Raw genomic sequence first — 24,159 nt, 5'->3', positions numbered from 1 at the left:
TGGGCCCATGCGCTTAGGTCCGGTGGAAATCCTCCTCATCCTTCTGGTCATCCTCCTCCTCTTCGGCGCCAAAAAGCTTCCCGAGCTCGCTCGGGGCATCGGCCAGTCGGCTCGGGAGTTCAAGAAAGGCCTCCAGGAGGGCGAGGAAAAGAAGGAAGAGCCCAAGGCTTAGAGGACCCCCTCCCCCACGGGCATCCCTCCTGGGGCATAGAGGCGGTAGCCCGTGGGGCGCACGTAGGCCGCCAGGGCTAGGCCGTATCGGTGGGCCAGGGCTACCGCGGGTGCGGTGGCCCCGGTGCGGCTTGCCAGGAGCACCGCCCCCATGCCCACCGCTTTGGCCGCCATCTCCAGGCTCACCCGGCCCGTGGAGGCCACGAGCACGGGCGGACCGATGCCCTCCGCCAGCATGAACCCCGCCAAGCGGTCCATGGCGTTGTGGCGGCCGATGTCCTCGTTGAGGTAGAGGAGGTTGCCCTCGAGGTCAAAGAGGGCGGCGCCGTGGATGCCCCGGGTGCGGGCGTAGGCCCGGGCGCGGGCGCGAAGCTCAGCGAGGAGGCGAATGGGTAGCTCCGGGCCCAAAGGAACCTGGGGGAGAGGAATCAGCTTGGGCTCGCCAAAACGCAATCCAGCGGCGCAGCCGCTATCCCTTACCCCCACGCCCCGCATAGGGGTGCGGGGAAGGTCCACCAAGACCATCCCCTCCCCCACCAGAACCCGAACTCCCTCCAGGCTGGGTAGGACCCCGCTTAGATGGAGGTGGCCCAAGGCCAAGTAAGCCTCATCTCCGGGGGTGTAGCTCAAAGCGGTCCAGGGCTCGCCGTTCACCACCAGGAGAAGGCAGGCCTCTTCAGGCAGGGGAAAGCTTTCCGCCGAGAAGCGCCCCCCCTCGTAACGCCACATAGACCCCCTCACGATAGCCCTCCCTCGCCCAATAAAAAAGCCCTGGGAGCACAAAGCCCCCAGGGCCCCGGGGTCCGGCTAAAGCCGGCGCAGGACCTCCTCCGCCTCCTTGTAGCCGGGTTTTAGCTTCAGCGCCTCCTGGCACTGGTAGCGGGCCCCTTCCTTATCCCCGAGCTTCTCGTTGGCCAAGCAAAGCTGGTAGCGGTACTCGGGCCGCTTGGGCTCCAAGCGCACGGCCACCGTGAGCCGGCTTTTGGCCTTCTGGGCATCCCCCAGGGCCAAGTAAACCAGGCCCAGGTAGTAGTAGGCGGCCGGAAAGCGCAAGGGGGCCAGGGCGATGGCGTTCTCCAAGGCCATCCCCGCCTCCTTCATCCGACCTAGGGCCACGTACGCCTGCCCCAGGGTATACCATCCCTCGGCGTCCAGGGGCTTGAGCTTGTGCCCCTCCTCCAACGCCCTGGCCGCCTCCTCCGCCCGGCCCTTGAGGAGGAGGGCCGAGGCGTAGCGCACCCTTAAGTCGGCGTCCTTCGGGGCCAGCTGGAGGGCCCGCGCGTACTGCTCCAAGGCCTCGTCCAGCCGCCCCGCCGCCAAGTAAAGCTCCGCCAGCGCCAGGCGCACCTCGGGGGTGTCCTGCAAGGAAAGGGCTTTCTTGAAGCCGTCCTCCGCCTTGTCCACCTGGCCCGAGAGGGCGTAGACCAAACCCCGCTGGGCGAAGAGGGGGGCGTAGCGGGGGTTGATGCGCTCCGCATCGCGAAGGACGCTCAAGGCTTGGTCCAGGTACGCCTTCCCCTTCTCCCGGTCCTCGCTGGCCCGGTAAAGGGCGATGTAGGCCTCCGCAAGGACCATGTAGCCCCCGATGTAGCGGGGGTTCTTGGCCACCAGGCCCTTGGCGTTTTCCAAGGCCGGGTTCAATAGGCCCACCTTGAGCTGGGCCCGGGCCAGCCAGTAGAGGACATCCGGGTCTTGGGGCCTCTCCTTGGCCGCCCGCTCAAAGGCCTCGAGGGCCGCCTCGTACCGCCCCAAAGCGTAAAGCTGCACCCCCAGCTTCAAGGCATCCTGGGTGGCCGTCTGCCCCGCTGAGGGCGGAGGGGTCTGGGCCAAGGTGAGAACCGCCAGCAAGCTCAGGGCCAAAAGCAACCAACGCATGCCAAACCTCCTCCAAAGAGTTTAAAGCACAAACCGCGTCAAGTCGGGGGAGGCGAAGACCTCCTCCAGCCGCTTTTCCACGTAAGCCCGGGTGATCTCCACCCGCCCGAGGTCGGTCTGAAAGCTCACCTCTTCCAAAACCCGTTCCAGCACCGTGGCGAGTCTCCGGGCCCCGATGTCCTCCAGCTCCCGGTTGGCCCGGTGGGCCGCCTCGGCGATGGCCCAGAGGGCGTCCTCGTGAAAGACGAGCTCGGTACCGTCGGCCTTAAGGAGCTCGGTGTACTGGCGGATGAGGGAGTTCTCCGGCTCCTTCAGGATGCGGAAAAACTCCTCCGGGCCCAAGGGGGAAAGCTCCACCCGGATGGGAAACCGCCCCTGGAGCTCGGGGATCAGGTCCGAGGGCTTGGCCACGTGGAAGGCCCCAGCGGCGATGAAGAGGACGTGCTCCGTGGAAATGGGGCCGATGCGGGTGGAGACCACCGTGCCCTCCACGATGGGCAAGAGGTCCCGCTGCACCCCCTCCCCGGAAACGTCCGGGCCCACGGTGCCTTCCCTACGGGCCACCTTGTCAATCTCGTCAATGAAGACGATCCCCTCCTCCTGGGCCCGGCGCCGCGCCTCCTCCTTGAGCTCCTCCTTGTCAATGAGGCGCTCGGCGTGCTGGTTCTTCAGCACCTCCCGCGCCTCCTTCACCGTCATGCGCTTGCGGGCGGGCCGCTTGGGGAGAAGCCCTTTGAGCATCTCCCCCATGCCGCCGAACCCTTCACCCCCCAGTACCCCCATGAAGGGCAGGCTCACCTCCTCCTCCACCTGCACCTCCACGGAAAGGCCGTCCAGCCGCCCTGAGCGGACCTCGGCCACGGAGGCCCTTAGAAGGGTGGCGAGCTCCTCCTCGGCGAAGGCCAGGGCCTTTTCCTCCACCTTCTTCTTCATCTCCTCCAAAACGAGCTGGTAGCTGGCCTCCGCCAGGTCACGCACGATGGAGTCCACGTCCCGGCCCACGTAGCCCACCTCGGTGAACTTGGTGGCCTCCACCTTGACGAACGGGGCCCCCGCCAGGCGGGCCAGGCGGCGGGCGATCTCCGTTTTCCCCACCCCCGTGGGCCCGATCATGAGGATGTTCTTGGGCGTCACCTCCCGGGCGATCTCGGGGGGCAGTTGCTTCCTGCGGTAGCGGTTGCGCAAGGCCACGGCCACGGCCCGCTTGGCCGCCTCCTGGCCCACGATGTGCTTGGAAAGCTCCCGAACGATCTCGGCGGGCGTGAGGTTCATGCTTCCCCCAGGGTGAGAACGGTGACCTGGCCCGAGGTGTAAAGGTCCACCTCAGCGGCGATCCTTATGGCCTCCTCGGCGATCTCCCGGGCGGAAAGCCCAGAGTGGCGGTAAAGGGCCTTGGCGGCGGCCAAGGCGTACGGCCCCCCCGAGCCCACCGCCAATAGGGGCTCTTCCGGGGTGATGACCTCGCCGCTTCCCGATAGGAGGACCATGGTTTCCCGGTCGGCGGCCACGATCATGGCCTGAAGGTGGCGGAGGACCCGGTCCATGCGCCAGAGCTTGGCGGTTTCCACCGCCCCCCTCAAGAGGGCGCCCTTGGCCTCCTTGAGCTTCTCCTCGAAGCGCTCCAGAAGGGCCAAGGCATCTGCCACCCCCCCAGCGAAGCCCACCAGGACTCCCTCCCCCACCTCCAGTTTCCGCACCTTCACCGCCCCGCGCTTAAGAACCGTCTGGCCAAAGGTCACCTGGCCGTCCCCGGCCAAGGCCGTGACCCCGTCCTTGCGGACGGCCAGGATGGTGGTGCCGTGGATCTCCACGCCGCCAAGATACCCCTTCGCCATGAGAAGGGCGTTAGGCAAGGAGCAACGCAGGGCGACCCGGGACACACACCCCTATTCCCGGACACCCTAAACTGGAAAGGGTGAAGGCCAAGACCTTAGGCGAGCTCAAGCGCACCTACCCCCTGGAAAAGCTCCGGCGCACGGTGAAGGACGAGGCCCGGGAAAACCTCCGGGAGAAGCTCAGGCGGGGGGAAAGGCTTTTCCCGGGCATCCACGGCTACGAGGACACGGTGATCCCCGCCCTGGTCCAAGCCATCCTGGCCAAGCAGAACTTCATCCTCCTGGGCACCCGGGGCCAGGCGAAAAGCCGGATCCTCCGGAGCCTGGTGAGCCTCCTGGACGAGGAGATCCCCGCCCTGCCCACCGAGCTTCGCGACAACCCTCTCGCCCCCATCTCCCCCGAGGGGAAAAGGCTGGTGGAAGAAGCCGGGGACGAGGCCCCCATCGTCTGGGTGGGGCGGGAGGAGCGCTACGTGGAAAAGCTCGCCACCCCCGACACCACCGTGGCTGACCTCCTGGGGGACATGGACCCCATCAAGGCGGCGCGGCGGGGCACGGGGATGGCGGATTTGGAGAGCATCCACTACGGCCTCCTTCCCCGGGCCAACCGGGGCCTCTTCGCCGTGAACGAGCTCGCCGACCTGGCCCCCAAGGTGCAGGTGGCGCTGTTCAACATCCTCGAGGAGGGCGACATCCAGATCCGGGGCTATCCCATCCGCCTCCCCCTGGACGTCTGGCTCGTCTTCACCGCCAACCCCCAGGACTACACCGCCCGGGGCCGCATCGTCACCCCCCTAAAGGACCGCATCGGGAGCGAGATCCGCACCCACTACCCACGAAGCCTGGAAGAAGGAGCCAAAATCAGCGCCCAGGAGGCCTACGTGCCCGAAGGGGTGGAGGTGCCGGAGTGGGTGCGGCTTTCCGTGGAGGCGGTGGCCTTCGCCGCCCGGGAGGACCGCCGGGTGGACCAGAGCGCTGGGGTGAGCCAGCGCCTCCCCATCAGCCTCCTGGAGGTGGTGGCGGCGAGCGCCGAAAGGCGGGCCCTTCTTTTGGGCATCCGGCCCGTGGCCCGGCCCCTGGACCTCTACCAGGGGCTTCCCGCCATCACGGGGAAGCTGGAGCTGGAGTACGAGGGGGAGCTGCAGGGGGCGGAGCGGGTGGCCAAGGAGCTCATCCAACGGGCCTTCGGCCTCGTCCTCCCCCGCTACCGCTTGAGGACCGAGCCCATCGTGGCCCACTTTGAGGCGGGGAACCTGCTCACCTTGCCCGAGGGGGGCCTGGAAGAAGCGTTGGCGGCGCTGGCCGAGGTTCCGGGGCTTTTGGAAGCGGCCCGTACCCTGGTGGAGGGCGAGGTTCCCGAGCTTCTCCTCTCCGCGGCGGAGTTCGTCCTGGAGGGCCTCGTGGGCCGGAGGAAGCTCGCCCGGGGCGAGGCCAGCTACCAAGCGGCGGAAAGGACGCGGGGCTATGGGAACTGACCTTGCCCGGGAGCGAGAAGCGGTGGTGGCGGCCTTAGGGCCTTTCCTGAAGGGGACAGGGGCCAGGCTGTACCTTTACGGCTCCTTCGCCCGGGGGGAAGGCGGGCGGGCCTCGGACCTGGACCTGGCCCTCCTCGCCCCCAAACCCCTTGCTCCTCTCCTTCCCCTCCTGCGGGAGGCCTTGGAGGAAGCCCCGGTGGTGCGGCGGGTAGACCTGGTGGACCTAAGCTCAGTGGACCCCGCCTTCCGGGAGCGGGTGCTTAAGGAAGGGATCCTATGGGCCGCGTTTTAGAGCGCCTCACCCTCGCCCGCAAAGCCTTGGGCATGCTCAAGGAGGTGGCCTTCCTGGAAGCGCCCACCCCCGTGGAGCGGGACGCCGCCGTCCAGCACTCTGAATACACCTTTGAGGCTTTTTGGAAGGCGCTACAGGCCTACTTGAGGGAGCGGGAGGGCCTCGAGGCGGCAAGCCCCAAGGGCACATTCCGCCTGGCCCGGGAAGTGGGGCTTTGGAACGAGGAGGAAACCCTTCTGAGCTTGGCCATGACGGACGACCGCCACCTCACGGTCCACACCTATAACGAAGGCTTGGCCAAGGCCATCTACCAGCGCCTTCCCCGCTACGCCGAGCTCATGGAACGGGCTCTAGGGAGGATGGATGAAGGCGATCCGGTATAGCCGCTACGAGGGAAACCTGGAGGAACTCTCCGCCGAGGAGATCCTAAGCCTCCTGGAAGACTTTCTCCTGGACTCGGGCTTCTCCGACCCCTTCCAGCGCTACGACCCCGACCCGAACCGCACCCCAAGCCTGGAAGACCTCTACGACGCCCTCCTCCAGGCCCTCCTGAAAAACGAGCTCGTCCCCGAGGACTGGCTCCGGGAGGCCCGCTTCGCGAACCGCAAAGAGGAGACCCGGCTTTACCAAGCCATCCAGCGCATGATCCAGAAGCTCCAGGAAGCGGGCTACCTCCGCCTTCCTGGGGAAGACCCCACCAGCCCCGTCCAAGGCGGGTACAAGGGCGAGGCGGGGGAAACCCGCCTGGAGCTCACCGAGAAAGCCTCGGACTTCCTGGGGCTAAAGAGTTTGCGGGAGCTCCTTGGCGCCTTGGGCCGCAACCCCCCCAGGCCTCCACCCCACCCCCCACCACGCCCCCGGGGTGGAGAAGACGGGGGAAACCAAGCCCTGGGAGTGGGGAGACCCCCTGGAGCTCAATACCCCGGAAACCCTGAAGAAAATAGCAGCCAAGGGACCAGAAGGCCTGAGCCACGAAGACCTGGTGATAGACCTGGCGGAGTACACCGCCAGCATGAGCACCGTGGTCCTCCTGGACTGCTCCCACTCCATGATCCTCTACGGGGAAGACCGCTTCACCCCCGCCAAGAAGGTGGCTTTGGCCCTGGCCCACCTCATCCGCACCCAGTACCCGGGGGACCGGGTGCGCTTCGTCCTCTTCCACGACACCGCCGAGGAAATCCCCTTGGCCAAGCTCCCCCTGGCCCAGGTGGGCCCCTACCACACCAACACCAAGGCGGGGCTGGAGCTCGCCCGCACCCTCCTCAGGAAGATGGGCGGGGAGATGAAGCAGATCATCCTCATCACCGACGGCAAGCCCTCGGCCCTCACCCTCCCCAGCGGGGAGATTTACAAAAACGCCTGGGGCCTGGACCCCTTGATCCTGGCGGAAACCCTGAAGGAGGCCACCTTGGCCCGGCGGGAAGGCATCCCCATCCACACCTTCATGCTAGCCCGGGAACCCGAGCTTTTGGCCTTTGTGAAGAAACTTTCCCAGATCACCCGGGGCAAGGCCTACCTCACAAGCCCTAGGAACATCGGTAAATACCTGCTCCTGGACTTCCTCAACAAGAAGGTGCGGGCTAACTAAGGCCGGTATAGTGGAGGGCGTGGACTTTCTCCTGGCCCTAGAACGCCCTCCCTTGGTCCTAGGGGTGGACCCAAGGCCCGACCTCCACGGGCCCGAGCCCCTCACCCACCTGCGCCGCTACGCCTTGGCGCTCTTTGAGGCCCTGGCGGGGCGCCTGGCGGCGGTGAAGTTCCAGCTCGCCTTCTTTGAGGCCCTGGGCCCTGAGGGGATGGCCCTCCTCGTTGAGCTGGCCAGCGCCGCCCGGGTCATGGGCCTTCCCGTGATCTTTGACGGGAAGCGGGGGGATATTGGCTCCACGGCGGAGGCCTACGCCGAGGCCTACCTCCGCCGGTTTCCCGGAAGCGCCCTCACGGCAAACCCCTACCTGGGCCTGGACGCCCTCGCCCCCTTCTTCCGGGCGGCCGGGCAAAGCGGGGGTGCGGTCTTCGTCCTGGCCAAAACCTCCAACCCGGGCTCGGGCTTTCTCCAGGACCTTCCCGTGGCGGGAAGGCCCCTTTACCTTCACCTGGCGGAGGCCTTGGCCCGGGAAGGGGAGGCCTTGCGGGAAGGCCCTTGGAGCCGGGTGGGGATGGTGGTGGGGGCCACGTACCCCGAGGCGGTGAAGGCGGTGCGGGAAGTGGCGCCTTCCGCTCCCCTTCTCCTTCCCGGCATCGGGGCCCAAGGGGGTAGCCCCTTGAAGGGCAGGGGCCTCCTCCTCGCCGCAAGCCGGGCCCTCTTCTACCCAGGAGGGAGGCCGGACCTCGAGGAGGCGAGGAAGGCGGCGGAAGCCCTCCTCGCCCTGGTAGAGTAGGGGGGATGGACGTCCTGGAGCTTTACCGGAGGACGGGGGCCCTTTTGGAAGGGCACTTCCTCCTGCGTTCGGGGATGCACTCTCCCCTTTTCCTACAGTCGGCGGCCCTCCTGCAACACCCCCTCTACGCCGAGGCGGTGGGGGAGGCCTTGGGCCGGCTCTTTGAGGACGAGACGGTGGACTTCGTCCTGGGCCCCGCCATCGGGGGGGTGATCCTTTCCTTCGTGGTGGCGCGGGCCTTGGGGGCCAGGGCCCTTTTCGCCGAGAAGGACGGCCTAGGGGGTATGACCATCCGCAAGGGGCTCACCCTGAACCCAGGGGAGCGCTTTTTGGCGGTGGAGGACGTGGTGACCACGGGGGAAAGCGTGCGGAAGGCCATCCGGGCGGCGGAGGCCCGGGGGGCGGTGTGCGTGGGGGTGGGGGCCATCGTGGACCGAAAGCGGGGGCCGAGCGGCCTTTGGCGTCCCCTTTCCGCGCCTTGGCCCGCCTCGAGGTGCCCCAGTACCCCCCCCGAAGGCCTGCCCCCTGTGCCAACAGGGCATCCCCCCTGGAGGAGGTCTAGGTGCGCTGGCTCTTGGCCCTCGCCCTTGCCTTCTCCTTCGCCGCGGCAAGCCCCCAGGCGGCCCGGGAGGCGGTGGCCCGGTGGCTTGAGGGGAAGCTTTCCCCCAAGCTGGAAGAGATCCTCCGCGCCCCCCCTGGGGAGGCGCCAAGGCTTTTGCAGCGCTACGCCCTCTTCCCCCCGCCCCCCAAGGGGCTTTCCGTGAACCTGGAAAGCCCCAAGGTGGAGGGGAACCGGGTGCTTTTCCCCGCCGCCCTGGGGGAGGAGGTGGGGGAGGTGGTGGTGGTCCTGGAGGGGGGCGAGGTGCGCCGGGTGTTTTTCCGTCCCCAGGGCCTGGCCTTGCCCCCATACCTTCTCACCCCGGCGGCGGGGTGGGGGTTTTTGCTCCTAAGCCTTTTTTGGGGCTTTCTCCTCCTCCAGCCCTCCCCCTTCCGGGCTTGGTTTTTGGAAGCCTTGGCCCTCCTCCGGGCGCAATGGGGGCTTTACCTCTTCACCAACCTTTTCCTCTACGGCCTTTTCGCCCTGGGAAGCCTCCTGGCCTACGGGATGCCCGAGCTGGCCCGGGCGGTGCAGGCCCTTTTCGGGGGGGCGCTGGAGGCCATCGGCCTCGAGGAGGCGGTGGGGAAAGGGGTCCTCGTCCTCGCCGGGGTCATCTTTCACTGGAACTTTAGCCAAGGCCTCCTGCTCACCGGGCTCGTCCCCGCCCTTTTCCTCGGGCTTCCCGTCCTGCTCCTCAACGCCCTCCGCTACTTCGCCTTCGGCTTCGCCCTCTCCCCGGCCGTCCTTGGGCCCACCTTCCTCCTGCACCTGCCCACGCTTCTTTTGGAGCTCCAGGCCTATATTCTGGTGACCTTTGGCGGGCTCGCCCTCCTGGCCCACACGGCCCGGGGGGAGGGGTACCGGAAGGGGTTGCGGGCGCTTTTCCTTAGCTTTTACCTGGGGGCTTTCTTCCTGCTCCTCGCCGCCTGGTACGAGGCTTGGGAGGTGAGGTTTCTCCTATGAAGGTGGCCATTTTGGGGGCAGGAGCCTGGGGCACGGCCTTGGGCGTCCTTTTGGCCAGCAAGGGCATCCCCACGGCGCTCCTTTGCCGCAGGAAGGAGCACGCCGAGGCCCTGCGGGCGCACCGGGAGAACAAGGAATACCTTCCCGGGGTGGCCCTTCCCGCCTACCTTTACCCCACCCACGACCCGGAGGAGGCGCTTTCAGGGGCGGAGTTCGCCGTGGTGGCGCTTCCTTCCAAAGCCCTGGACACCCTTAGGGACCTCCCCCAGGCCCCCTGGTACCTTTCCGCCACGAAGGGGCTTTTCTTCCGGGAGGGGGCGCTCCTCACCCCGAGCCAGGTGGTGGCCGCCCTCACGGGCCGGCCCGTGGCCGCCCTTTCCGGACCCAACCACGCCGAGGAGGTGGCCCGCTTCCTGCCCACGGCCAGCGTGGCGGCGGGCCCCGAGGCCCTGGCCCGGCGGGCGCAGGAGGTCTTCCATAGCCCCACCTTTCGCGTCTACACCAGCGCCGACCTCCGGGGGGTGGAGCTGGGCGGGGGGCTCAAAAACGTCCTGGCCCTGGCGGCGGGGATGGTGGACGGGCTTAGGCTTGGGGACAACGCCAAGGCCGCCCTCCTTACCCGGGGCCTCAAGGAGATGGTGCGCTTCGGCACCGCCCAGGGGGGGGAGGAGGCCACCTTTTACGGCCTTGCCGGCCTGGGCGACCTCCTCGCCACCGCCTATAGCCTGCACTCCCGCAACCGGGGGGCGGGGGAAAGGCTGGTGCGGGGGGAGGCCTTGGAGCGCCTCGAGGACCGCGGGGTGGTGGAGGGGCTTTACGCGGTGAAGGCCCTCATGGCCTGGCGGCGGGAAGCGGAGGTGGAGCTTCCCATCGCCGAGGCGGTCTACCGGGTGGCCTACGAGGGGCTAGACCCCTTAAAGGCCCTCCAGGAACTCATGGGACGGGAGCCGAAGGCGGAGGGCTAAAAGGTTTCCGCCAGGAAGCCCAAAAGAGCGGTGCGGAAGGCCTTGGGGTTTTCCAGGTTGGCCAGGTGCCCCGCCTCGGGCAGGATGAGGGCCCGGGCCTCGGGAAGCGCCCGCGCCAGGCGTTTGGCCTCCTCCGGGGGGGTTAGGGTGTCCTCCTCTCCCACCAGGACCAGGGCGGGGCGGCGCATCCCGGGGAGAAGGGGGGTGGAGTCGGGGCGCTCGGCCAAGGCCTTTAGGCTTTCCGCCACCGCCTCGGGGCTGGCCTGGAGGATGAGCTCCTTGGCCCTGGCCACCACCTCGGGCCGCTCCGCCTGGGTGGCGCGGCCCAAGTGGCTCGGCAAAAGGACCTCGGGCAAAAAGCCCACCCCTTCCCGGAGCACCCGCTCCCTCAGGGCGTGGCGGTTTCGCTTGGCTTCCTCTGTGTCGGGCCCCGCGCGGGTGTCCGCCAGGACGAAGCCCAAGAAACGCTCGGGGGCCCTTCGCCAAAGCTCAAAGATGAGGTAGCCCCCCATGGAAAGCCCCACGAAAACCGCCTCCTCCATCCCCGCCTCGTCCATTTCCTTGAGGACCTTTTCCGCCGCCTGGGGCAGGCTCAGGCCCAGGTAGTGGGGGGCGAGGACGGGGAGCCGGCCCCGGAAGTGGCGAAGCTCCCCTTCCCACATCCCGGGGTTGTAGGGAAAGGCGTGGAGGAAGACCAGGCCCCTCATGGCCCCTAGCTTACCCCGAAGCCTCCACCGGCTCCCCCTCTAGCCCCAAGGCCTTGAGGCGGGCCTGAAGGGCGGGGTCTTCCACCACCACGAAGTTCTCCTTGCCCCGGGTTTCCGCCCTGAGCCGCCCCTCCCGGGCCGCCTCCTTCCAGGCCTCCATGAGGTCGGGGTGCCGGAGAAGAAGGGGGGTCACCTTGTGGGCGGGGTAGCGCCTCACCGCAAGGCCTCCTCGAGGGCGTGCCAGGCCAGGGTGGCGCACTTGACCCGGGCGGGGAGCTTGGCCACCCCTTGGAGGGCCAGAAGGTCCCCCAGGGCGGGGTCGGGAGGAGTGCCCTCCACCACCATGGCCTGGAACTTGCGGGAGAGCTCCAAAGCCTCCGCCACCTTTTTCCCCTTCACCGCCTCGGTCATCATGGAGGCGCTGGCGGTGCTAATGGCGCACCCCTGGCCTTGGAAGCGGATGTCGGCGATGGTGTCCCCCTCCAGGAGGACCATCACCTCCACCTGGTCCCCGCAGGAGGGGTTCATCCCCCCGGCCCGCTTGGTGGCCTGGTGCAAGGCCCCGAAGTTCTTGGGGTTTTGGTAGTGCTTTAGGATAGTTTCCCGATAAAGCTCATCCAGAACGCCCATTGCCCTTACTCTACCCCAAAGGCTACCCCTCCGCCTCCAGAAGGGGGAGGCGCACCCGGAAGACCGTGCGTCCGGGGCGGCTTTCCACGGCGATCTCCCCCCCGTGGGCCTGGGCGATGGCCTGGGCGATGGCAAGCCCCAGCCCCGTGCCCCCCCGGGCCCCCGGGCGAAGCGCCGGAAGAGGTGGGGCAGGAGGTCCTCGGGGATGCCGGGGCCGCTGTCTTCCACCTCCAAAAGCGCCTGGTCCCCTTCCCGACGAAGGCGCACCCTTACCCCCTCTTTCCCCGCGGCCCGCACCCCGTTGGAAAGGAGGTTGCGGAGCATCTGCAAGAGCCGGTCAGGGTCCCCCAGGACCTCGGCCTCCTCCCCCCGAAGGCCACCCCGTACTCCCTCGCCGCCTCTTGGGCCAAGGCCTTCAGGTCCACGATGTGGGGATTGAGGCTAAAGCCCATCTCCCCCCGGGCCAAGGCCAGGAGGTCCTCCACCAGGCGGCGCATCCTTTCCGCCGTGGCCCGGGCGGTGGCGAGGGCTTCCCCGTCCAAGGGGTTTCGCGCCAGGCGGTCCAGGTGACCCAGGAGCACCGTGAGGGGGGTGCGGAGCTCGTGGCTCGCCTCGGCCAGAAAGGCCCGCTCCTCTTCCTTGGCCTCCTTGAGGGCCTTTAGGAGGGCGTTCACCGCCTCCACCATGCGCCCGAACTCGTCCTGGGGAAGGGTAAGGGGCACGGGGTCCAGGCGCTCGGGACTTCGTTGGGCGATTTCCCGGGCGGCGGCTTCCAGGGGGCGGGTGGCCAGGCGGGCGGTGAGGTAGACCAGGCCCAGCCCCAAGGGGAAGAGGAGGAAAAAGGCCTCCACCAAAGACCGCCGCAAGGCGGCCAGGGCCAGGTCAATGGGGGCGGTGTCCTGGGTGAGGGCGACGACCCCGAGGGGCGTGCGCACCCAGGCGGCGGCGAAGCCCTTTTGGAAGGCCACCCGCGGGGTTTCCCCCGCCCCCTTAAGCGCCTCTCGGGGCAGGCGGTGCTCGGGCCGGGTGAGGAGGAGGGGCTCCCCGTCTTCCGCGTACAGGTGGAGGTACACGCCCCCCGTGGCGATGAGGCTTCCCGCCTGGCCTTTGCGGTAGGCCTCCGCCGCCCTCCTGGCGTCCTCGAGGAGGGTGGCCTCGAGGTGGCCCCTCAAGGCCCGCTCCACCCCCCGGCCCGCCAGGTAAAGGGCTCCCACCAGGAAGAGGAGCCAAAGGAGGCTAAAGGAGAGGAAAAGGCGCAGGCGAAAGGATAGGGGCGGCATGGGGAGCCCTAGGCGTCCTCTTCCCCTTTGCCCGGGCGCACGGCGTAGCCCAGGCCCCGCACCGTGCGCAGGTAGCCGTAGGCCCCCACCTCCCTCAGCTTGGCGCGCAGGTTGGCCACGTGCACGTCCAGCACATTGGACTCCCGCCCCAAGGGGCGGCCCCAGATCTTCTCCTCAATCTCCTCCCGGGGGAAGACCCTCCCCGGGCGGCCCATGAGGAGGTGGAGGAGGTCAAACTCCTTGGGGGAAAGCCGCACCTCGGTTTCCCCGAAGAAGACCTGGCGCCGCTTGGGGTAAAGCTCCAGCTTCCCCACCGCCAGGACCTCGCTTCCCCCCTTGTGCCGCAGCTGCACCTGGATGCGGGCCAAAAGCTCGGCGGGATGGAAGGGCTTTACCAGGTAATCGTCCGCTCCCTCGGAAAGCAGGCCCACCTTGCGCTCCACGGCGTCTTGGGCGGTGAGGACCAGGATGGGGGTGTCGTCCGTGGCCCGGATGCGCCGGGCCACCTCCGCCCCGTCCAGATCGGGGAGGCCCAGGTCTAAGACCACCAAATCGGGCTTCTTCTCCCGGTGGCGCATGAGGCCCTCCATGCCGTTTTTGGCCCACTCCACCTGGAAGCCCGCTTCCTTCAGCTCCAGCTCCACCAGCCGGGCCACCTCGGGATCGTCCTCAATGAGGAGGATGCGCTTCATGGCCAAAGCCTTTCCGGGGGGGTGAGGCCGTAAACCTCCCTGAGAAGCTTGAGGAGGCTCACCCGCTCCCTTTCCCAAAGGAGCAGGACATCCCCCCGTTCCGCCACGCCGGGAAAGGCCTTGGGCCTTTCCCCGGGAAGGGCCAGAAGGAGCTGCACCTCCTGCCCAAACCTGGGAGGCACGGGGGGAGAAAGGGGAAGAAGGCGCTTGCCCTCCACCCGCCAGGCCCCGTGGAGGGTGCGCAGGTCCTGGGAAAGGAGCCTAAGCTCCGTCCCCGGGGGCAAAGCGGGGCCCAAGAAGGGGGGCAAGGCGGCCAAAGCCGCGCCGAGAAGGAGGAGAAAAGCCCAAAGGCGCATCTTTCCCCATTTTAGGCGGAGGGCTCCGCCCTTTGTGGGAGGGAGGTTAAGGGGCCTGAAGGTTTCTCCGGCAGGAGGAGAGGGTACTCAATCACCGCCGCCCGGCTGAACTTCACCTCCTTCTGCCCGAGGAGGGAGCGCTCCGGTGAAGGAGCCTTCGGCCCAGGTGGTTTTCCGCCGGGGTGCCCACCAGGTGGATAAAGCGGCGAGAAAAGCCCCAAAAAGGGAAGAAGAGGCTGGTAGGCCCCGGGCACCTCCAGATTTGGGAGCCGCAAAAATCCCTGGATGTACCCCCGGAGTAGGTGTAAACCTAGCCCAAAAAGTAGAGGGTGACGAGGAGGGGAAGAAGGGTGATGAGCCCCGTGAGAAAACGCCGGCGGAGGCGCATGGCCTTTGGTTTACGCCCGGGCCTCCCGGTTTTCAGCGGCCATCGCCCCGGCTTTGGGCGAGCTCCTTAAGGCCCTTCACGTCCCGGAGGACGATCTTGCCGTAGCCCGAGCGGATGTACCCCTCCCGGGCGAGCTCCCCGATCACCTTGGTCACGGTTTCCCGGACGCTCCCCACCGCGGCGGCCAGCTCGTCGTGGGTGGCCCGTAGGACCAGGCCCTCCTCCTCCTCCCGGGCCAAGGGGGTTTCCGCCAGCTCCAAAAGAGCGGCGGCCATGCGGTTTTTGAGCCTTTGCGTGGCCAAGCGTTCTATGCGACGGTAGGACTCGGCAAGGGCCTGGGCCAGGTGGGCCACCAGGTCCAGGAGCTCCTCGGGCCTGGGCTCTTTGGGCAGGGCTTCCACCGCCACCTCCGTCACCGCCTCGGCGAAGTAAGTGCGCTCGGTGCCGGAAAGGGCTTCCTCACCAAAGTAGCCGCCCGGGCGCACCAGGCGCAGGGTGAGGGCGTTCCCCTCCTCGTCCACCGCTTCCAGGCGCACCAGGCCCTCGAGGACCCGGTAGACCCGGTCCCTGGGCCCCGGCACCCCGGGGTAGACGATGACCTCGCCGGGCTTGAAGCTTAGGGTTTCGCGGGCCTGGGTCATGGTTGCCTCCTCAGCCCCAGGCTAGCACGCCCCCGGGGATTTTGTAAACCTTTGGGTTGAAAAAATCGCCCGGGCTACCGGGGCGGCAGGGGGCGCCTCCGGGCGATGGGCAGGAGGCGCTCCGTGGAGACCTCCGCTGGCTTTCCCTGGCGCCTCGCCTCCTCCCGCGCCAGCTCCGCCCAGAAGAGGGCCATCTCCCACACCGCCCGGAGCCTTGCCTCCAGGGGCACGTCCCGCCACTCCTCCCGGTCGTCCGGAGGGGCGCTTAGGGGAAAGCGGCGGGCTAATGGGCGGATCTTCCTCATGGCTCTAGCTCCTCTATATCCCTCAGGTCCACGGGACGGCCAAAGGCCTGCTTGAGGTGCTTGAAGTCCTCGGGATGGACCACGAAAACCGGGACACCCTCCACTTCAAAGGTAAGGCGCCGGGCAAAGGCCTCGTCAAAGGAAGGAGCGTCCAGGATCACCAGGTCTATCCGGTTGGGGGCGTAGCCCAGCTGGATGACCCCCGGGGTGGCCAGGTCCTCCAGGGTGAGGCCGAGGTCATCTCCCCCGAAGAAGTCCCGGATGGCGGACAAAACCTTCCCCGCCTCCTTGCCATCCACCCAGAGGTCCAGGTCCTTGGTGAAGCGGGGCCGGCCCAAGAAGGCCAGGGCGTAGCCCCCGATCACCAAAAACCGGGCCCCTTGGGCGTGGAGGGCCCGGAGGAAGTCCCGCATGTCCGGGGTCATCCCGTGTTCTCCCTAAGCCACTCCAGATAGGGCCCGTGCCCCTCGGCGATGGGCAGGGCGATGATCTCGGGCACCGTGTAGGGGTGGAGGGCGCGCACCCGCTCCTTCAGCCGAGGGAAGGCGAAGGTGGTGGTCTTCACCACGAGGAGGAGCTCCCGGTCCTCCACCACCTCCCCCTGCCAGCGGTAGATGGAGGTGAGGCCGGGGACGATGTTCACGCAAGCGGCCAGGCGCTCCTCCACCAGGGCCCGGGCCAGGGTCTTCGCCACCTCCTCCGTGGGCACGGTGATGAGGACCACCTCTTCCATCTACTTCTCCTCCTCCACGGCGAAGGCGCTCGCCACCTCGTCGTCCTCGGGCAGGTTCATCACCTTGACCCCGGCGGTGGGCCGGGAGTACTGGGGAATCTCCTTCACCGGGGTGCGGATGGCCAGGCCCTTCTTGGAGAGGACCAGGAGGTCCTCCGTACCCCGCACCTTTAGGAGGGCGGAAAGCCGCCCGGTGCGCACGCTCACCCCGTAGGTGATCACCCCCACCCCGCCCCGGCCCTGCAGGGGGTACTCGGAAAGGGGGGTGCGCTTGCCGTAGCCCCGGGTGCTCACCGCCAGGAGGTCCACCATCTCCCCGGGCTTCACCGCAAGGAGGGAGACCACCCGGTCCCCGGGCTTCTTAAAGCGGATGCCCGTGACCCCTTGGCTGTCCCGCCCCGTGGCCCGCACCTCCTCCAGGGGGAAGCGGATGGCCTGCCCCGCCTCCGTGGCCAGGATGGCCTCGTCCTCAGGGTCGGAAAGGGCCACGCCGATGAGGCGGTCCCCCTCTTGGAGCCGGATGGCGATGAGGCCCGCCGCCCCCAGGTTCTGGTACTCCCTTAAGGCGGTGCGCTTCACCAGGCCCCGTTCCGTGGCAAAGACCAGGTAGCCTTCCCCCTCGAGGCCCCGCACGGAAAGGAGCGCGGCCACCTCCTCCTCCTCGGAGAGGGGGAGGAGGCTTTTCACGTGCACCCCCCGGGCCTGGCGGCCGAGCTCCGGAAGCTCGTAGACCTTGAGGCGGTAGACCCGGCCCCGGTTGGTGAAGAGGAGGAGGTCGTCGTGGGCCCCGGCCACGAAGACCTGGGTGGCCTCGTCCTCCTCCTTGGTCTTCCCCGCCACCAGGCCCTTGCCCCCCCGGCCCTGGGCCCGGTAGGCCTCCAAGGGGAGGCGCTTGAGGAAGCCCTGGGCGGTGAGGGTGATGACCATGGGCTCGTCCTCAATGAGGTCCTCAGGGTTGAAGTTCTCCTCAAACTCGGTGATGAGGGTGCGGCGGGCATCCCCGTACTTTTCCTTGACCCGGAGGAGATCCTGCTTCACCTCGCTCCAAAGCCGGGTTTCGTCCTGGAGGATGGCCTTAAGCCGGGCGATCTCCTCCATGAGCTCCCGGTACTCCTCCTGGAGCTTTTCCCGCTCCAAGGCCACCAGGCGCTGCAGGCGCATGTCCAAGATGGCCTGGGCCTGGACCTCGGTGAGGCCAAAGCGCTCCATGAGGGCGGCGCGGGCCTTTTGCGCGTCCTCCGAGCCCCGGATGAGGGCGATGACCTCGTCAATGTGGTCCAAGGCGATGAGAAGCCCCTCCAGGACGTGGGCCCTTTCCTCGGCCTTCCTCAGGTCAAAGAGGCTTCTGCGCCGCACCACCTCCTTGCGGTGGTCCAGGTAGTGGCGCATGAGGCCGAGGAGGGAAAGGACCTTGGGCTCCCCCTGGACGATGGCCAGCAGGTTCACCGTGAAGGAGGTCTGCAAGGCGGTGTGCTTGTAGAGCTGGTTGAGGACCACCTGGGGGTTCGCGCCCCGCTTGAGCTCAATGGCGATCCTGAGCCCCTGCCGGTCGGACTCGTCCCGGAGGGCCACGATGTCCTCCAGTTTCTTGGCCTTGACCAGGGCGGCGATCTGGGCGATGAGGCTCGCCTTGTTCACCTGGTAGGGGATCTCCGTGACCACCAGCATGGGGCGCTGGCCCTTCTCCTCAATCCGCACTTTAGCCCGCACCTTCAGGCTTCCCCGGCCGGTGGCGTAAGCCTCCTTGATCCCTTTGCGGGAAAGCTTCCCCCCCGTGGGGAAGTCGGGGCCCGGGAGGTGGCGCATGACCTCCTCGAGGGTGATCCCTGGGTTGTCAATCATGGCCACCAGGGCGTCCACCACCTCGGAAAGGTTGTGGGGCGGGAGGCTTGTGGCCATGCCCACGGCGATGCCGCTCGCCCCGTTCACCAGGAGGTTGGGGATGGCGGCGGGCAAGACCTCGGGCTCCTTAAGGGAGCCGTCGTAGTTGGGGCGGAAGTCCACCGTTTCCTTGTCAATCTCGGCCAGCATCTCCGCCCCCAGGTGGGAGAGCCGGGCCTCGGTGTAGCGCTGGGCGGCCGGGGGGTCCCCATCAATGGAGCCGAAGTTGCCCTGGCCGTCCATCAGGGGGTAGCGCAGGTTCCAGGGCTGGGCCAAGCGCACCAGGGCGTCGTAGATGGCGGCGTCCCCGTGGGGGTGGTACTTGCCCATGACCTCGCCCACGATCTTGGCGCTTTTCACGTGCTTGCGGGTGGGCAAGACCCCCTCCTGGTAGGCGCCAAAGAGGATCCGCCGCTGGACCGGCTTGAGCCCGTCCCGCACGTCGGGCAGGGCCCGGTCCACGATGACGGACATGGCGTAGTTGATGAAGCTCTGCTTAAGCTCCTCGGTGATTTCTACAGGTACGACCTGGGACATAGCGCTCCTGAGGCGTTTAGACGCCGAGTCTTATCTTACCAGGACTCGGGGTTTTGCGCCTCCCTTGACTTCACCCCCGCTACCCCGGACGATGGAAAGGATGGCAAGCCGCATCCGCAACTTCTCCATCATCGCCCACGTGGACCACGGGAAGTCCACCCTGGCCGACCGCATCCTGCAGATGACCCACGCCGTGAGCGAGCGGGAGATGCGGGAGCAGTTTCTGGACTCCTTGGAACTGGAACGGGAACGGGGCATCACCATTAAGGCCAGCGCGGTGCGGGTGAACTACCAGGCCAAGGACGGAAACACCTACACGTTCCACCTCATTGATACCCCGGGGCACGTGGACTTCACCTACGAGGTGTCCCGGGCCTTGGCGGCGGTGGAAGGGGTGCTCCTGGTGGTGGACGCAACCCAAGGGGTGGAGGCCCAGACCATCGCCAACTTCTACCTAGCCCTGGAGCACAACCACGTGATCATCCCGGTCATCAACAAGATAGACCTGCCCAACGCCCGGCCCTTGGAGGTGGCCCTGGAGGTGGAGGAGGTCTTGGGCATCCCCGCCGACGAGGCCATCTTCGCCTCAGGCAAGACGGGGGAGGGGGTGGAGGAGATCCTCGAGGCCATCGTAAAGCGCATCCCCCCGCCCCAAGGGGACCCCGAGGCCCCCCTCAAGGCCCTCATCTTTGACTCCCTCTACGACGCCTACCAGGGCGTCATCCCCCACCTGCGGATCTTTGAGGGCACGGTGCGCCCCGGGGACAGGATCCGCATCTACTCCACCGGCCAGGAGTTCACCGTGGACAAGGTGGGCGTCTTCACGCCCCAGGGCCTAGTACCCACGGAAAGCCTCTCCGCGGGGGAGGTGGGCTGGCTCACCGCCGCCATCCGCGACATCCACGACGTCCAGGTGGGGGACACCATCACCCTGGCGCAAAACCCCACCCCCACCCCCTACCCCGGGTTCCGCCCCGCCAAGCCCGTGGTCTTCGCCGGGCTCTACCCGGTGGACTCGGGGGACTACAACAAGCTCCGGGACGCCCTGGAGAAGCTCAAGCTGAACGACGCCGCCCTCTCCTTTGAGCCGGAGACCTCCACCGCCTTGGGCTTCGGCTTCCGCTGCGGCTTCCTGGGCCTCCTCCACGCCGAGATCGTGCAAGAACGGCTTGAGCGGGAGTTCGGCCTGGAGCTCATCGCCACCGCCCCCAGCGTGGTCTACAAGGTGCGGCTCAAGGGCGGGGAGGAGGTGGAGATCCACAATCCCGCCGACCTCCCCGACCCCACCAAGATAGAGGAGATCCTGGAGCCCTACGTCAAGCTCACCATCTTCACCCCGGAAGAGTACGTGGGTAACATCATGCAGCTGGCGCAGGAAAAGCGGGCCCGCCTTCAGAGCATGAACTACCTCCCGGGGGGGCAAAAGCGGGTGGAGCTCGTCTACGAGGCCCCCTTCGCCGAGATCCTCTACGATTTCCACGACCGCCTGAAAAGCCTCTCCCGGGGCTACGCCTCCATGGACTACGAGCAGGCGGGCTACCAACCGGGGGACCTGGTCAAGGTGAACGTGCTGGTCCACGGGGAGGTGGTGGACGCCCTCACCTTCATCGCCCACCGGGAAAAGGCCTACAGCATGGCCCGGGCCATCGTGGACAAGCTGGCCGAGGTCATTCCCCGCCAACTCTTTGAGGTACCCATCCAGGCGGCCATCGGGGGCAAGATCATCGCCCGGGCCACGGTGAAGGCCCTCCGCAAGGACGTCTTGGCCAAGTGCTACGGCGGGGACGTGACCCGGAAGAAAAAGCTTCTGGAAAAGCAGAAGGAGGGCAAGAAGCGCCTCAAGGCCATCGGCAAGGTGGAGGTGCCGCAGGAGGCCTTCTTGGCGGTGCTCTCGGCGGGGAAGGATGAGCCTTAGGGCTAGGCTCGCCCTGGTCATCGGTCTTCTGGCCTTTTTGCCCAACCTGGTCCTGGCCCTCACCTTGGGCCTTTTGGGGGAGGGGTCCTGGCTTCCCCTCCTCCTTTGGCTCCTCTTTTTGGCCGGGGTGTCCGCGGGGGTGGGCTACCTTCTGGCCCGGGGGCTTCTTAGACCCTTGGAGGAGCTCACCCGGGCCCTCGCCTACCTTTCCCTAAGAGGGGAGCTCCGGCTTCGCCTGCCCGCCCCCAAGGAGCCCCCCCCGGCGGAGATCGCCTTGCTCCGGGGGCGGTTTGAAGAGCTCTTGAAGCGCCTAAGCGAGCTCCTGGAGGCCCGGGAAGCCTTTTACGCCGCCTTGGCCCACGACCTGAAGACGCCCCTCATCTCCGCCATCCGCGCCCTGGAGTACTTGGAGAAGGCAGACGATTTGGGCAAGGAAAGGCGCCTCGCCCTGCTTAAAAACCTCCGGAAAGAGCTTTCCCGGGCCTTCCAGCTGGTGGAAAACCTCCTCGCCCTCACCCGCCTCGAGGCCCGCCCCCCCCAGGCGGAAACCCTGAACCTCAGGGCCCTGGCGGAAGACCTCCTCCTCCGCTACCAGGAGGAGGCCCAGGGCCGGGGCCTCCGGCTTTCCCTGGAAGGGGCGGGGCTTGGGCGGGGGGAGAGGCTTCTTGTGGAGCGGGCCCTCGCCAACCTCCTGGAAAACGCCCTCCGCCACGCCAGAAAGGAGGTGCGGGTGCGGGTGGAGGAAGGGGCCATCCATGTGGAGGACGACGGCCCCGGGCTTCCCCTTCCCCTCGAGGCCCTAGTCCAGCCCTTCCGCCAAGGCCCGGGCAGGCGGGGAAGCTCGGGGCTTGGCCTCTACACGGCCCATAAGGTGGCGGAAGCCCACGGCGGCAAGCTCACCGCCGGGCCAAGCCCCTTAGGGGGTGCCTGCCTTCGCCTGGAACTGGGCCGGGCCTAGTCCATCACCGGGGGGATCTGCCGCACCCACAGGATGTAGGAGAGGTAGGCCAAATACTCCAGGGGCTTTTCCGAAAGGGGGCGGTCCATCTCCAGGCTCATCATGGCCTCACCCCCCCGCTTTTTGCGGCTCACGGTGAGGTGGGCGATGTTCACCTCGTCGTCCGCCAGGATCCGGGCCACCCGGGCCACCACCCCCGGGGTGTCCACGTTGCGGATCACCAGGGTGGGGGCGCTCCCCGTGATGCGCACCTCAAACCCGTCCAGGTCAAAGATGCGCACAAGCCCCCCGCCCAAGGAGCTTCCCGTGACCACAAGGCGCTCCTTCTCCCCCTCCAGGACCATGCGCACGGTGTTGGGGTGGACGTCCCCGAGCTCCACCTCCCTAAAGGCCACCTCCACCCCCTCCCTTTCCGCCAGGGCCAGGCTCTCCTTGAGGCGCTCGTCGTCCGGCCTCAGGCCCAACACCCCGGCGGCCAAGGCCAGGTGGGTGCCGTGGCCCCTCCCCGTCTTGGCGAAGGAGCCGTGAAGGCCGAACTCCACCCGCTTGGGCTTTTCCCCCAGGAGGTGGCGGGCGAGGAGGGCTAGGCGGCAGGCCCCGGCGGTGTGGCTGGAGGAGGGCCCCACCATCACCGGACCGATCATGTCCAAAAGACCCATGCCTGTAGAATAACGCCATGCGCCGCTGGCTCGCCGCTTTGGCCCTTCTTCCGTGGGTCTTGGCCCAAAGCCTCCTGGTCCCCCCGGAGGCCAAGGCGGGCACCCCCCTCACCCTGGAGGGGCGCGACCTGCCGGAGGGCCGCTACCCCTTGGTGGTGGAAGGCCCCACGGGCCCCAAGACCCTGGAGGTGGTGCCGGAAGGGGGGAGCTTTCGCCTTTCCTTCACCCCCGAGACCCCGGGGGAGTACCGGGTGCGCCTTTCCCTCCCCTCAGGGGCTTTGGAGGGGCGCTTCGTGGCCTTGGGGCAGGCCCCCACCCTCACCGAGGAGGGCCTCCTCCTCCCCTCGGGCCTTTACCCCTTGCCCAAGGGGCCCTGGGTGGGGCCTTTGGTCCAGGGAGAGCGGGTCTATCTGGCCCAGGGGCTTCTGGTCCTGGAGCTAGGCTTTAACGGCGAAGCGCGCTTCCACTTCGCCCCCGCCAAGGTGGTGGCCTTGAGGCCCGGCCCCGAGGCCCTTTTGGAGGGGGAACGGGTGCTTTCCATCCCCTTCCCGCCCCGCCCCTTTGAGGGAAGCGCGGAGGACCTTAAGGCGCTTAGGCCCCTCTTGGAGGCCCTCAACCCCCCCAAGCCCTGGCCTTACTTCGCCTACTGGGCCCTGGACCCCAAGAACCTTAGCCCCGAGGACCTCGAGGCCTACCGCCAGGACCTCCTGGCCCGGGGCCACCGCCCCGAGCTGCCCTTCGCCTTCGCCCCGGTGCTCGCCCTTGCGGAGGCGGCGAAGGGCCTTTCGGGCAAGGAACCGGAAAAGGCCCGCCTCCTCACGGAAACCCTCCTCCGCACAAGCCCCCTCTTCCCGGGCTCCCTGGCGTTTTTCCAGGAGCGGGCGGAGGCCCTCGAGGCCCAAGGCCTTCCCGCCCAGGCCCTGCGCCTGAGGGAGGCGGTGGCGGTCCTAAAGGGTTGGCTTCCCCCAAGCCTGGAGGGGCTTCCCGAGGCTTTGTGGGTCCTCGCCTTAACGTACCTGGCCCTCCTCGCCTACCTCGTCCTCTTCTACCTCCCCCCCCAGCTTCGGGACCTTAGGGCCCTCGGGGGGTTTTGGGGCGGCTTCCTCCGCCACCCCCTCCTGCGCCTGAGGCACCTCTCCCTGGCCTACGCCAGCTTCGGGGAACGGCTTCTCGCCCTTCTCCTCCTCGTCCTTTTGGGGGCCTCCTGGCTCCTCTATGGCCTGGACCAGCGGGCCCGAAGCCTCCTCTTCGCCCCGCCCCTGGACCGGGGCACCCTGCGCACCCAGGCGGCCCAGGACTGGCTTCGCTCCCTCCCCCCCACCCCGGAGACCAAGGCCCTCTTGGGCTACGCCCTCCTGCCGGAAGCGCCCAAGGAGGCCAAAACCCTCCTTGGGGAAAGCAGCCTCCCCTTCGCCCTGGCCCTCAGGGGGGAGGAGGAGGCCCTGGCGGAGGCCTACCGCAAGGCCCCCCTGGAGGGGCCCATCCGCACCGCCTTGGGCCTGGGGACGGACCTCTGGGGAGCGCGGGAGGCGGGGCCCAGCGCCCGCACCCTGTACTCGGTCCTCCTCCGGGTGGAGTTCGGCCGCTTCCTGGAAGACCCCTGGCGCACCTTCCTCGCCCTTCCCCTCCCCTTGGCGGAGCGGCTTAAGCCCTGGGCCTTCCTGGGCTACGCGCTCCTCCTCCTCTACCACCTCCTCGCCTTCCTCCTCCCCCGGCGCAAGGGCAACGTGCCCCCCACCTACGCCCTGGCGGTGCGCCTCCTGGTTCCCGGGAGCACGGGCTTCGCCGCCGGGCTTGGCGTCTTCCTCCTCCTCCTCGCCGCTTGGGGCCTCCTCCGCCTCCTTCAGGGGGAAGGCCCCGGGCCTATCCTCCTCGCCTACACCCTCCACCTTTTGGGGTTAGGCTTAAGCTTGAGGAGGTCGTAG

The 24,159-nt window shown here is 67.8% G+C and carries 25 protein-coding genes and 3 pseudogenes; 12 read left to right on the top strand and 16 right to left on the bottom strand.

Annotation, left to right across the window (positions count from 1 at the left end):
• Positions 1-7 precede the first annotated feature (7 nt).
• On the top strand, positions 8-172 hold the full coding sequence (tatA, locus tag QT17_RS08685; RefSeq protein ID WP_018112255.1) for a twin-arginine translocase TatA/TatE family subunit: 165 nt from the start codon (positions 8-10) through the stop codon (positions 170-172).
• Here the strand turns inward: tatA and QT17_RS08680 are convergent.
• The 4 genes from QT17_RS08680 to hslV all read right to left on the bottom strand — a co-directional run bounded on the left by QT17_RS08680 (position 169) and on the right by hslV (position 3,881).
• Positions 169-900, bottom strand: a complete 732-nt coding sequence (locus QT17_RS08680; RefSeq protein ID WP_039459096.1) for a formate dehydrogenase accessory sulfurtransferase FdhD — start codon at positions 898-900, stop codon at positions 169-171. The two genes, tatA and QT17_RS08680, sit on opposite strands and share 4 nt — an antisense overlap.
• A gap of 78 nt (positions 901-978) precedes the next feature.
• Entirely contained in the window at positions 979-2,046 is a 1,068-nt protein-coding gene (locus tag QT17_RS08675) for a tetratricopeptide repeat protein (RefSeq protein ID WP_039459093.1), read from the bottom strand.
• Between the two features lie 21 nt (positions 2,047-2,067).
• Positions 2,068-3,318, bottom strand: a complete 1,251-nt coding sequence (gene hslU, locus QT17_RS08670; RefSeq protein ID WP_039459090.1) for an ATP-dependent protease ATPase subunit HslU — start codon at positions 3,316-3,318, stop codon at positions 2,068-2,070.
• Positions 3,315-3,881 carry an ATP-dependent protease subunit HslV gene (gene hslV, locus QT17_RS08665; protein WP_152607366.1) on the bottom strand — a complete coding sequence of 189 codons (567 nt, stop codon included), beginning with the start codon at positions 3,879-3,881 and terminating at the stop codon, positions 3,315-3,317. Before hslV ends, hslU begins: the two co-directional genes overlap by 4 nt.
• A gap of 80 nt (positions 3,882-3,961) precedes the next feature.
• On the opposite strand from hslV, the gene QT17_RS08660 reads away from it, so the two are divergent.
• The 8 genes and pseudogenes from QT17_RS08660 to QT17_RS08625 all read left to right on the top strand — a co-directional run bounded on the left by QT17_RS08660 (position 3,962) and on the right by QT17_RS08625 (position 10,552).
• Positions 3,962-5,356: a sigma 54-interacting transcriptional regulator gene (locus tag QT17_RS08660; protein ID WP_039459087.1), complete on the top strand. Its 1,395-nt coding sequence runs from the start codon at positions 3,962-3,964 to the stop codon at positions 5,354-5,356.
• Positions 5,346-5,648 carry a nucleotidyltransferase family protein gene (locus QT17_RS08655; protein WP_039459084.1) on the top strand — a complete coding sequence of 101 codons (303 nt, stop codon included), beginning with the start codon at positions 5,346-5,348 and terminating at the stop codon, positions 5,646-5,648. The genes QT17_RS08660 and QT17_RS08655 overlap by 11 nt, the downstream gene beginning before the upstream one ends.
• The gene (locus QT17_RS08650; RefSeq protein WP_039459081.1) at positions 5,633-6,031 is read left to right on the top strand and encodes a nucleotidyltransferase substrate binding protein; all 399 of its coding nucleotides are present in this window, start codon (positions 5,633-5,635) and stop codon (positions 6,029-6,031) included. Before QT17_RS08655 ends, QT17_RS08650 begins: the two co-directional genes overlap by 16 nt.
• Positions 6,012-7,236: pseudogene (locus QT17_RS08645) on the top strand (VWA domain-containing protein). The gene QT17_RS08650 and the pseudogene QT17_RS08645 overlap by 20 nt, the downstream one beginning before the upstream one ends.
• Before the next feature lie 19 nt (positions 7,237-7,255).
• Positions 7,256-8,026 (top strand): orotidine-5'-phosphate decarboxylase, encoded by a 771-nt coding sequence (pyrF, locus tag QT17_RS08640; RefSeq protein WP_039459106.1) that lies wholly within the window; start codon positions 7,256-7,258, stop codon positions 8,024-8,026.
• Positions 8,027-8,031: 5 nt separating this feature from the next.
• Positions 8,032-8,572 (top strand): annotated as a pseudogene (gene pyrE, locus QT17_RS08635) (orotate phosphoribosyltransferase); the annotation flags it as partial.
• Between the two features lie 16 nt (positions 8,573-8,588).
• Positions 8,589-9,587, top strand: coding sequence for a hypothetical protein (locus QT17_RS08630; RefSeq protein ID WP_039459079.1), 999 nt, complete (start codon positions 8,589-8,591; stop codon positions 9,585-9,587).
• Complete coding sequence (locus QT17_RS08625) at positions 9,584-10,552, top strand: NAD(P)H-dependent glycerol-3-phosphate dehydrogenase (protein ID WP_039459075.1); 969 nt, start codon at positions 9,584-9,586, stop codon at positions 10,550-10,552. The genes QT17_RS08630 and QT17_RS08625 overlap by 4 nt, the downstream gene beginning before the upstream one ends.
• Here QT17_RS08625 and QT17_RS08620 read toward each other — a convergent pair.
• The 11 genes and pseudogenes from QT17_RS08620 to gyrA form a co-directional block, all read right to left on the bottom strand.
• Complete coding sequence (locus tag QT17_RS08620) at positions 10,549-11,259, bottom strand: alpha/beta fold hydrolase (protein WP_039459074.1); 711 nt, start codon at positions 11,257-11,259, stop codon at positions 10,549-10,551. The two genes, QT17_RS08625 and QT17_RS08620, sit on opposite strands and share 4 nt — an antisense overlap.
• 10 nt (positions 11,260-11,269) lie before the next feature.
• A complete protein-coding gene (locus QT17_RS08615) occupies positions 11,270-11,476 on the bottom strand; it encodes a hypothetical protein (protein WP_039459072.1) in 207 nt (68 codons plus the stop codon).
• Positions 11,473-11,889, bottom strand: a complete 417-nt coding sequence (gene sufU / locus QT17_RS08610; RefSeq protein WP_039459070.1) for a Fe-S cluster assembly sulfur transfer protein SufU — start codon at positions 11,887-11,889, stop codon at positions 11,473-11,475. Before sufU ends, QT17_RS08615 begins: the two co-directional genes overlap by 4 nt.
• Positions 11,890-11,911: 22 nt before the next feature.
• A pseudogene (locus QT17_RS08605) lies at positions 11,912-13,169 on the bottom strand (sensor histidine kinase).
• Between the two features lie 8 nt (positions 13,170-13,177).
• On the bottom strand, positions 13,178-13,861 hold the full coding sequence (locus tag QT17_RS08600) for a response regulator transcription factor (protein ID WP_039459068.1): 684 nt from the start codon (positions 13,859-13,861) through the stop codon (positions 13,178-13,180).
• Positions 13,858-14,217 (bottom strand): hypothetical protein, encoded by a 360-nt coding sequence (locus QT17_RS08595; protein WP_039459066.1) that lies wholly within the window; start codon positions 14,215-14,217, stop codon positions 13,858-13,860. Before QT17_RS08595 ends, QT17_RS08600 begins: the two co-directional genes overlap by 4 nt.
• Before the next feature lie 420 nt (positions 14,218-14,637).
• Positions 14,638-15,246, bottom strand: coding sequence for a helix-turn-helix domain-containing protein (locus QT17_RS08590; RefSeq protein WP_039459063.1), 609 nt, complete (start codon positions 15,244-15,246; stop codon positions 14,638-14,640).
• 74 nt (positions 15,247-15,320) lie between these two features.
• The gene (locus QT17_RS08585; protein WP_039459060.1) at positions 15,321-15,551 is read right to left on the bottom strand and encodes a hypothetical protein; all 231 of its coding nucleotides are present in this window, start codon (positions 15,549-15,551) and stop codon (positions 15,321-15,323) included.
• Positions 15,548-15,976 carry a nucleotidyltransferase gene (locus QT17_RS08580; RefSeq protein WP_039459057.1) on the bottom strand — a complete coding sequence of 143 codons (429 nt, stop codon included), beginning with the start codon at positions 15,974-15,976 and terminating at the stop codon, positions 15,548-15,550. The genes QT17_RS08585 and QT17_RS08580 overlap by 4 nt, the downstream gene beginning before the upstream one ends.
• A complete protein-coding gene (cutA, locus tag QT17_RS08575; protein WP_039459054.1) occupies positions 15,973-16,284 on the bottom strand; it encodes a divalent-cation tolerance protein CutA in 312 nt (103 codons plus the stop codon). The genes QT17_RS08580 and cutA overlap by 4 nt, the downstream gene beginning before the upstream one ends.
• A complete protein-coding gene (gyrA, locus tag QT17_RS08570) occupies positions 16,285-18,702 on the bottom strand; it encodes a DNA gyrase subunit A (protein WP_039459051.1) in 2,418 nt (805 codons plus the stop codon). It lies immediately after the preceding gene.
• Between the two features lie 91 nt (positions 18,703-18,793).
• On the opposite strand from gyrA, the gene lepA reads away from it, so the two are divergent.
• Entirely contained in the window at positions 18,794-20,617 is a 1,824-nt protein-coding gene (lepA, locus tag QT17_RS08565; RefSeq protein ID WP_152607364.1) for a translation elongation factor 4, read from the top strand.
• Complete coding sequence (locus QT17_RS08560) at positions 20,607-21,575, top strand: sensor histidine kinase KdpD (protein ID WP_039459046.1); 969 nt, start codon at positions 20,607-20,609, stop codon at positions 21,573-21,575. Before lepA ends, QT17_RS08560 begins: the two co-directional genes overlap by 11 nt.
• Here QT17_RS08560 and sdaAB read toward each other — a convergent pair.
• Complete coding sequence (gene sdaAB, locus QT17_RS08555) at positions 21,572-22,234, bottom strand: L-serine ammonia-lyase, iron-sulfur-dependent subunit beta (protein ID WP_039459042.1); 663 nt, start codon at positions 22,232-22,234, stop codon at positions 21,572-21,574. The two genes, QT17_RS08560 and sdaAB, sit on opposite strands and share 4 nt — an antisense overlap.
• A gap of 17 nt (positions 22,235-22,251) precedes the next feature.
• On the opposite strand from sdaAB, the gene QT17_RS08550 reads away from it, so the two are divergent.
• The gene (locus QT17_RS08550; RefSeq protein WP_039459040.1) at positions 22,252-24,159 is read left to right on the top strand and encodes a hypothetical protein; all 1,908 of its coding nucleotides are present in this window, start codon (positions 22,252-22,254) and stop codon (positions 24,157-24,159) included.

It is taken from the genome of Thermus sp. 2.9, from assembly GCF_000794385.1.
Classification (GTDB): domain Bacteria; phylum Deinococcota; class Deinococci; order Deinococcales; family Thermaceae; genus Thermus; species Thermus thalpophilus.
Note: the sequence above shows the minus strand (reverse complement) of the source record. Positions and strands in the feature narration are given on the sequence as shown.

What these genes read in the sequence shown, in the direction of transcription:
- QT17_RS08620 (WP_039459074.1), bottom strand. Translation starts at nt 11,259, where the DNA reads ATGAGGGGCCTGGTCTTCCTCCACGCCTTTCCCTACAACCCCGGGATG.
- QT17_RS08625 (WP_039459075.1), top strand. Translation starts at nt 9,584, where the DNA reads ATGAAGGTGGCCATTTTGGGGGCAGGAGCCTGGGGCACGGCCTTGGGC.
- QT17_RS08585 (WP_039459060.1), bottom strand. Translation starts at nt 15,551, where the DNA reads ATGAGGAAGATCCGCCCATTAGCCCGCCGCTTTCCCCTAAGCGCCCCT.
- gyrA (WP_039459051.1), bottom strand. Translation starts at nt 18,702, where the DNA reads ATGTCCCAGGTCGTACCTGTAGAAATCACCGAGGAGCTTAAGCAGAGC.
- hslU (WP_039459090.1), bottom strand. Translation starts at nt 3,318, where the DNA reads ATGAACCTCACGCCCGCCGAGATCGTTCGGGAGCTTTCCAAGCACATC.
- QT17_RS08550 (WP_039459040.1), top strand. Translation starts at nt 22,252, where the DNA reads ATGCGCCGCTGGCTCGCCGCTTTGGCCCTTCTTCCGTGGGTCTTGGCC.
- tatA (WP_018112255.1), top strand. Translation starts at nt 8, where the DNA reads ATGCGCTTAGGTCCGGTGGAAATCCTCCTCATCCTTCTGGTCATCCTC.
- QT17_RS08580 (WP_039459057.1), bottom strand. Translation starts at nt 15,976, where the DNA reads ATGACCCCGGACATGCGGGACTTCCTCCGGGCCCTCCACGCCCAAGGG.
- QT17_RS08590 (WP_039459063.1), bottom strand. Translation starts at nt 15,246, where the DNA reads ATGACCCAGGCCCGCGAAACCCTAAGCTTCAAGCCCGGCGAGGTCATC.
- QT17_RS08595 (WP_039459066.1), bottom strand. Translation starts at nt 14,217, where the DNA reads ATGCGCCTTTGGGCTTTTCTCCTCCTTCTCGGCGCGGCTTTGGCCGCC.
- sdaAB (WP_039459042.1), bottom strand. Translation starts at nt 22,234, where the DNA reads ATGGGTCTTTTGGACATGATCGGTCCGGTGATGGTGGGGCCCTCCTCC.
- cutA (WP_039459054.1), bottom strand. Translation starts at nt 16,284, where the DNA reads ATGGAAGAGGTGGTCCTCATCACCGTGCCCACGGAGGAGGTGGCGAAG.
- QT17_RS08675 (WP_039459093.1), bottom strand. Translation starts at nt 2,046, where the DNA reads ATGCGTTGGTTGCTTTTGGCCCTGAGCTTGCTGGCGGTTCTCACCTTG.
- lepA (WP_152607364.1), top strand. Translation starts at nt 18,794, where the DNA reads ATGGAAAGGATGGCAAGCCGCATCCGCAACTTCTCCATCATCGCCCAC.
- QT17_RS08650 (WP_039459081.1), top strand. Translation starts at nt 5,633, where the DNA reads ATGGGCCGCGTTTTAGAGCGCCTCACCCTCGCCCGCAAAGCCTTGGGC.
- QT17_RS08560 (WP_039459046.1), top strand. Translation starts at nt 20,607, where the DNA reads ATGAGCCTTAGGGCTAGGCTCGCCCTGGTCATCGGTCTTCTGGCCTTT.
- QT17_RS08600 (WP_039459068.1), bottom strand. Translation starts at nt 13,861, where the DNA reads ATGAAGCGCATCCTCCTCATTGAGGACGATCCCGAGGTGGCCCGGCTG.
- QT17_RS08680 (WP_039459096.1), bottom strand. Translation starts at nt 900, where the DNA reads ATGTGGCGTTACGAGGGGGGGCGCTTCTCGGCGGAAAGCTTTCCCCTG.
- QT17_RS08655 (WP_039459084.1), top strand. Translation starts at nt 5,346, where the DNA reads ATGGGAACTGACCTTGCCCGGGAGCGAGAAGCGGTGGTGGCGGCCTTA.
- hslV (WP_152607366.1), bottom strand. Translation starts at nt 3,881, where the DNA reads ATGGCGAAGGGGTATCTTGGCGGCGTGGAGATCCACGGCACCACCATC.
- sufU (WP_039459070.1), bottom strand. Translation starts at nt 11,889, where the DNA reads ATGGGCGTTCTGGATGAGCTTTATCGGGAAACTATCCTAAAGCACTAC.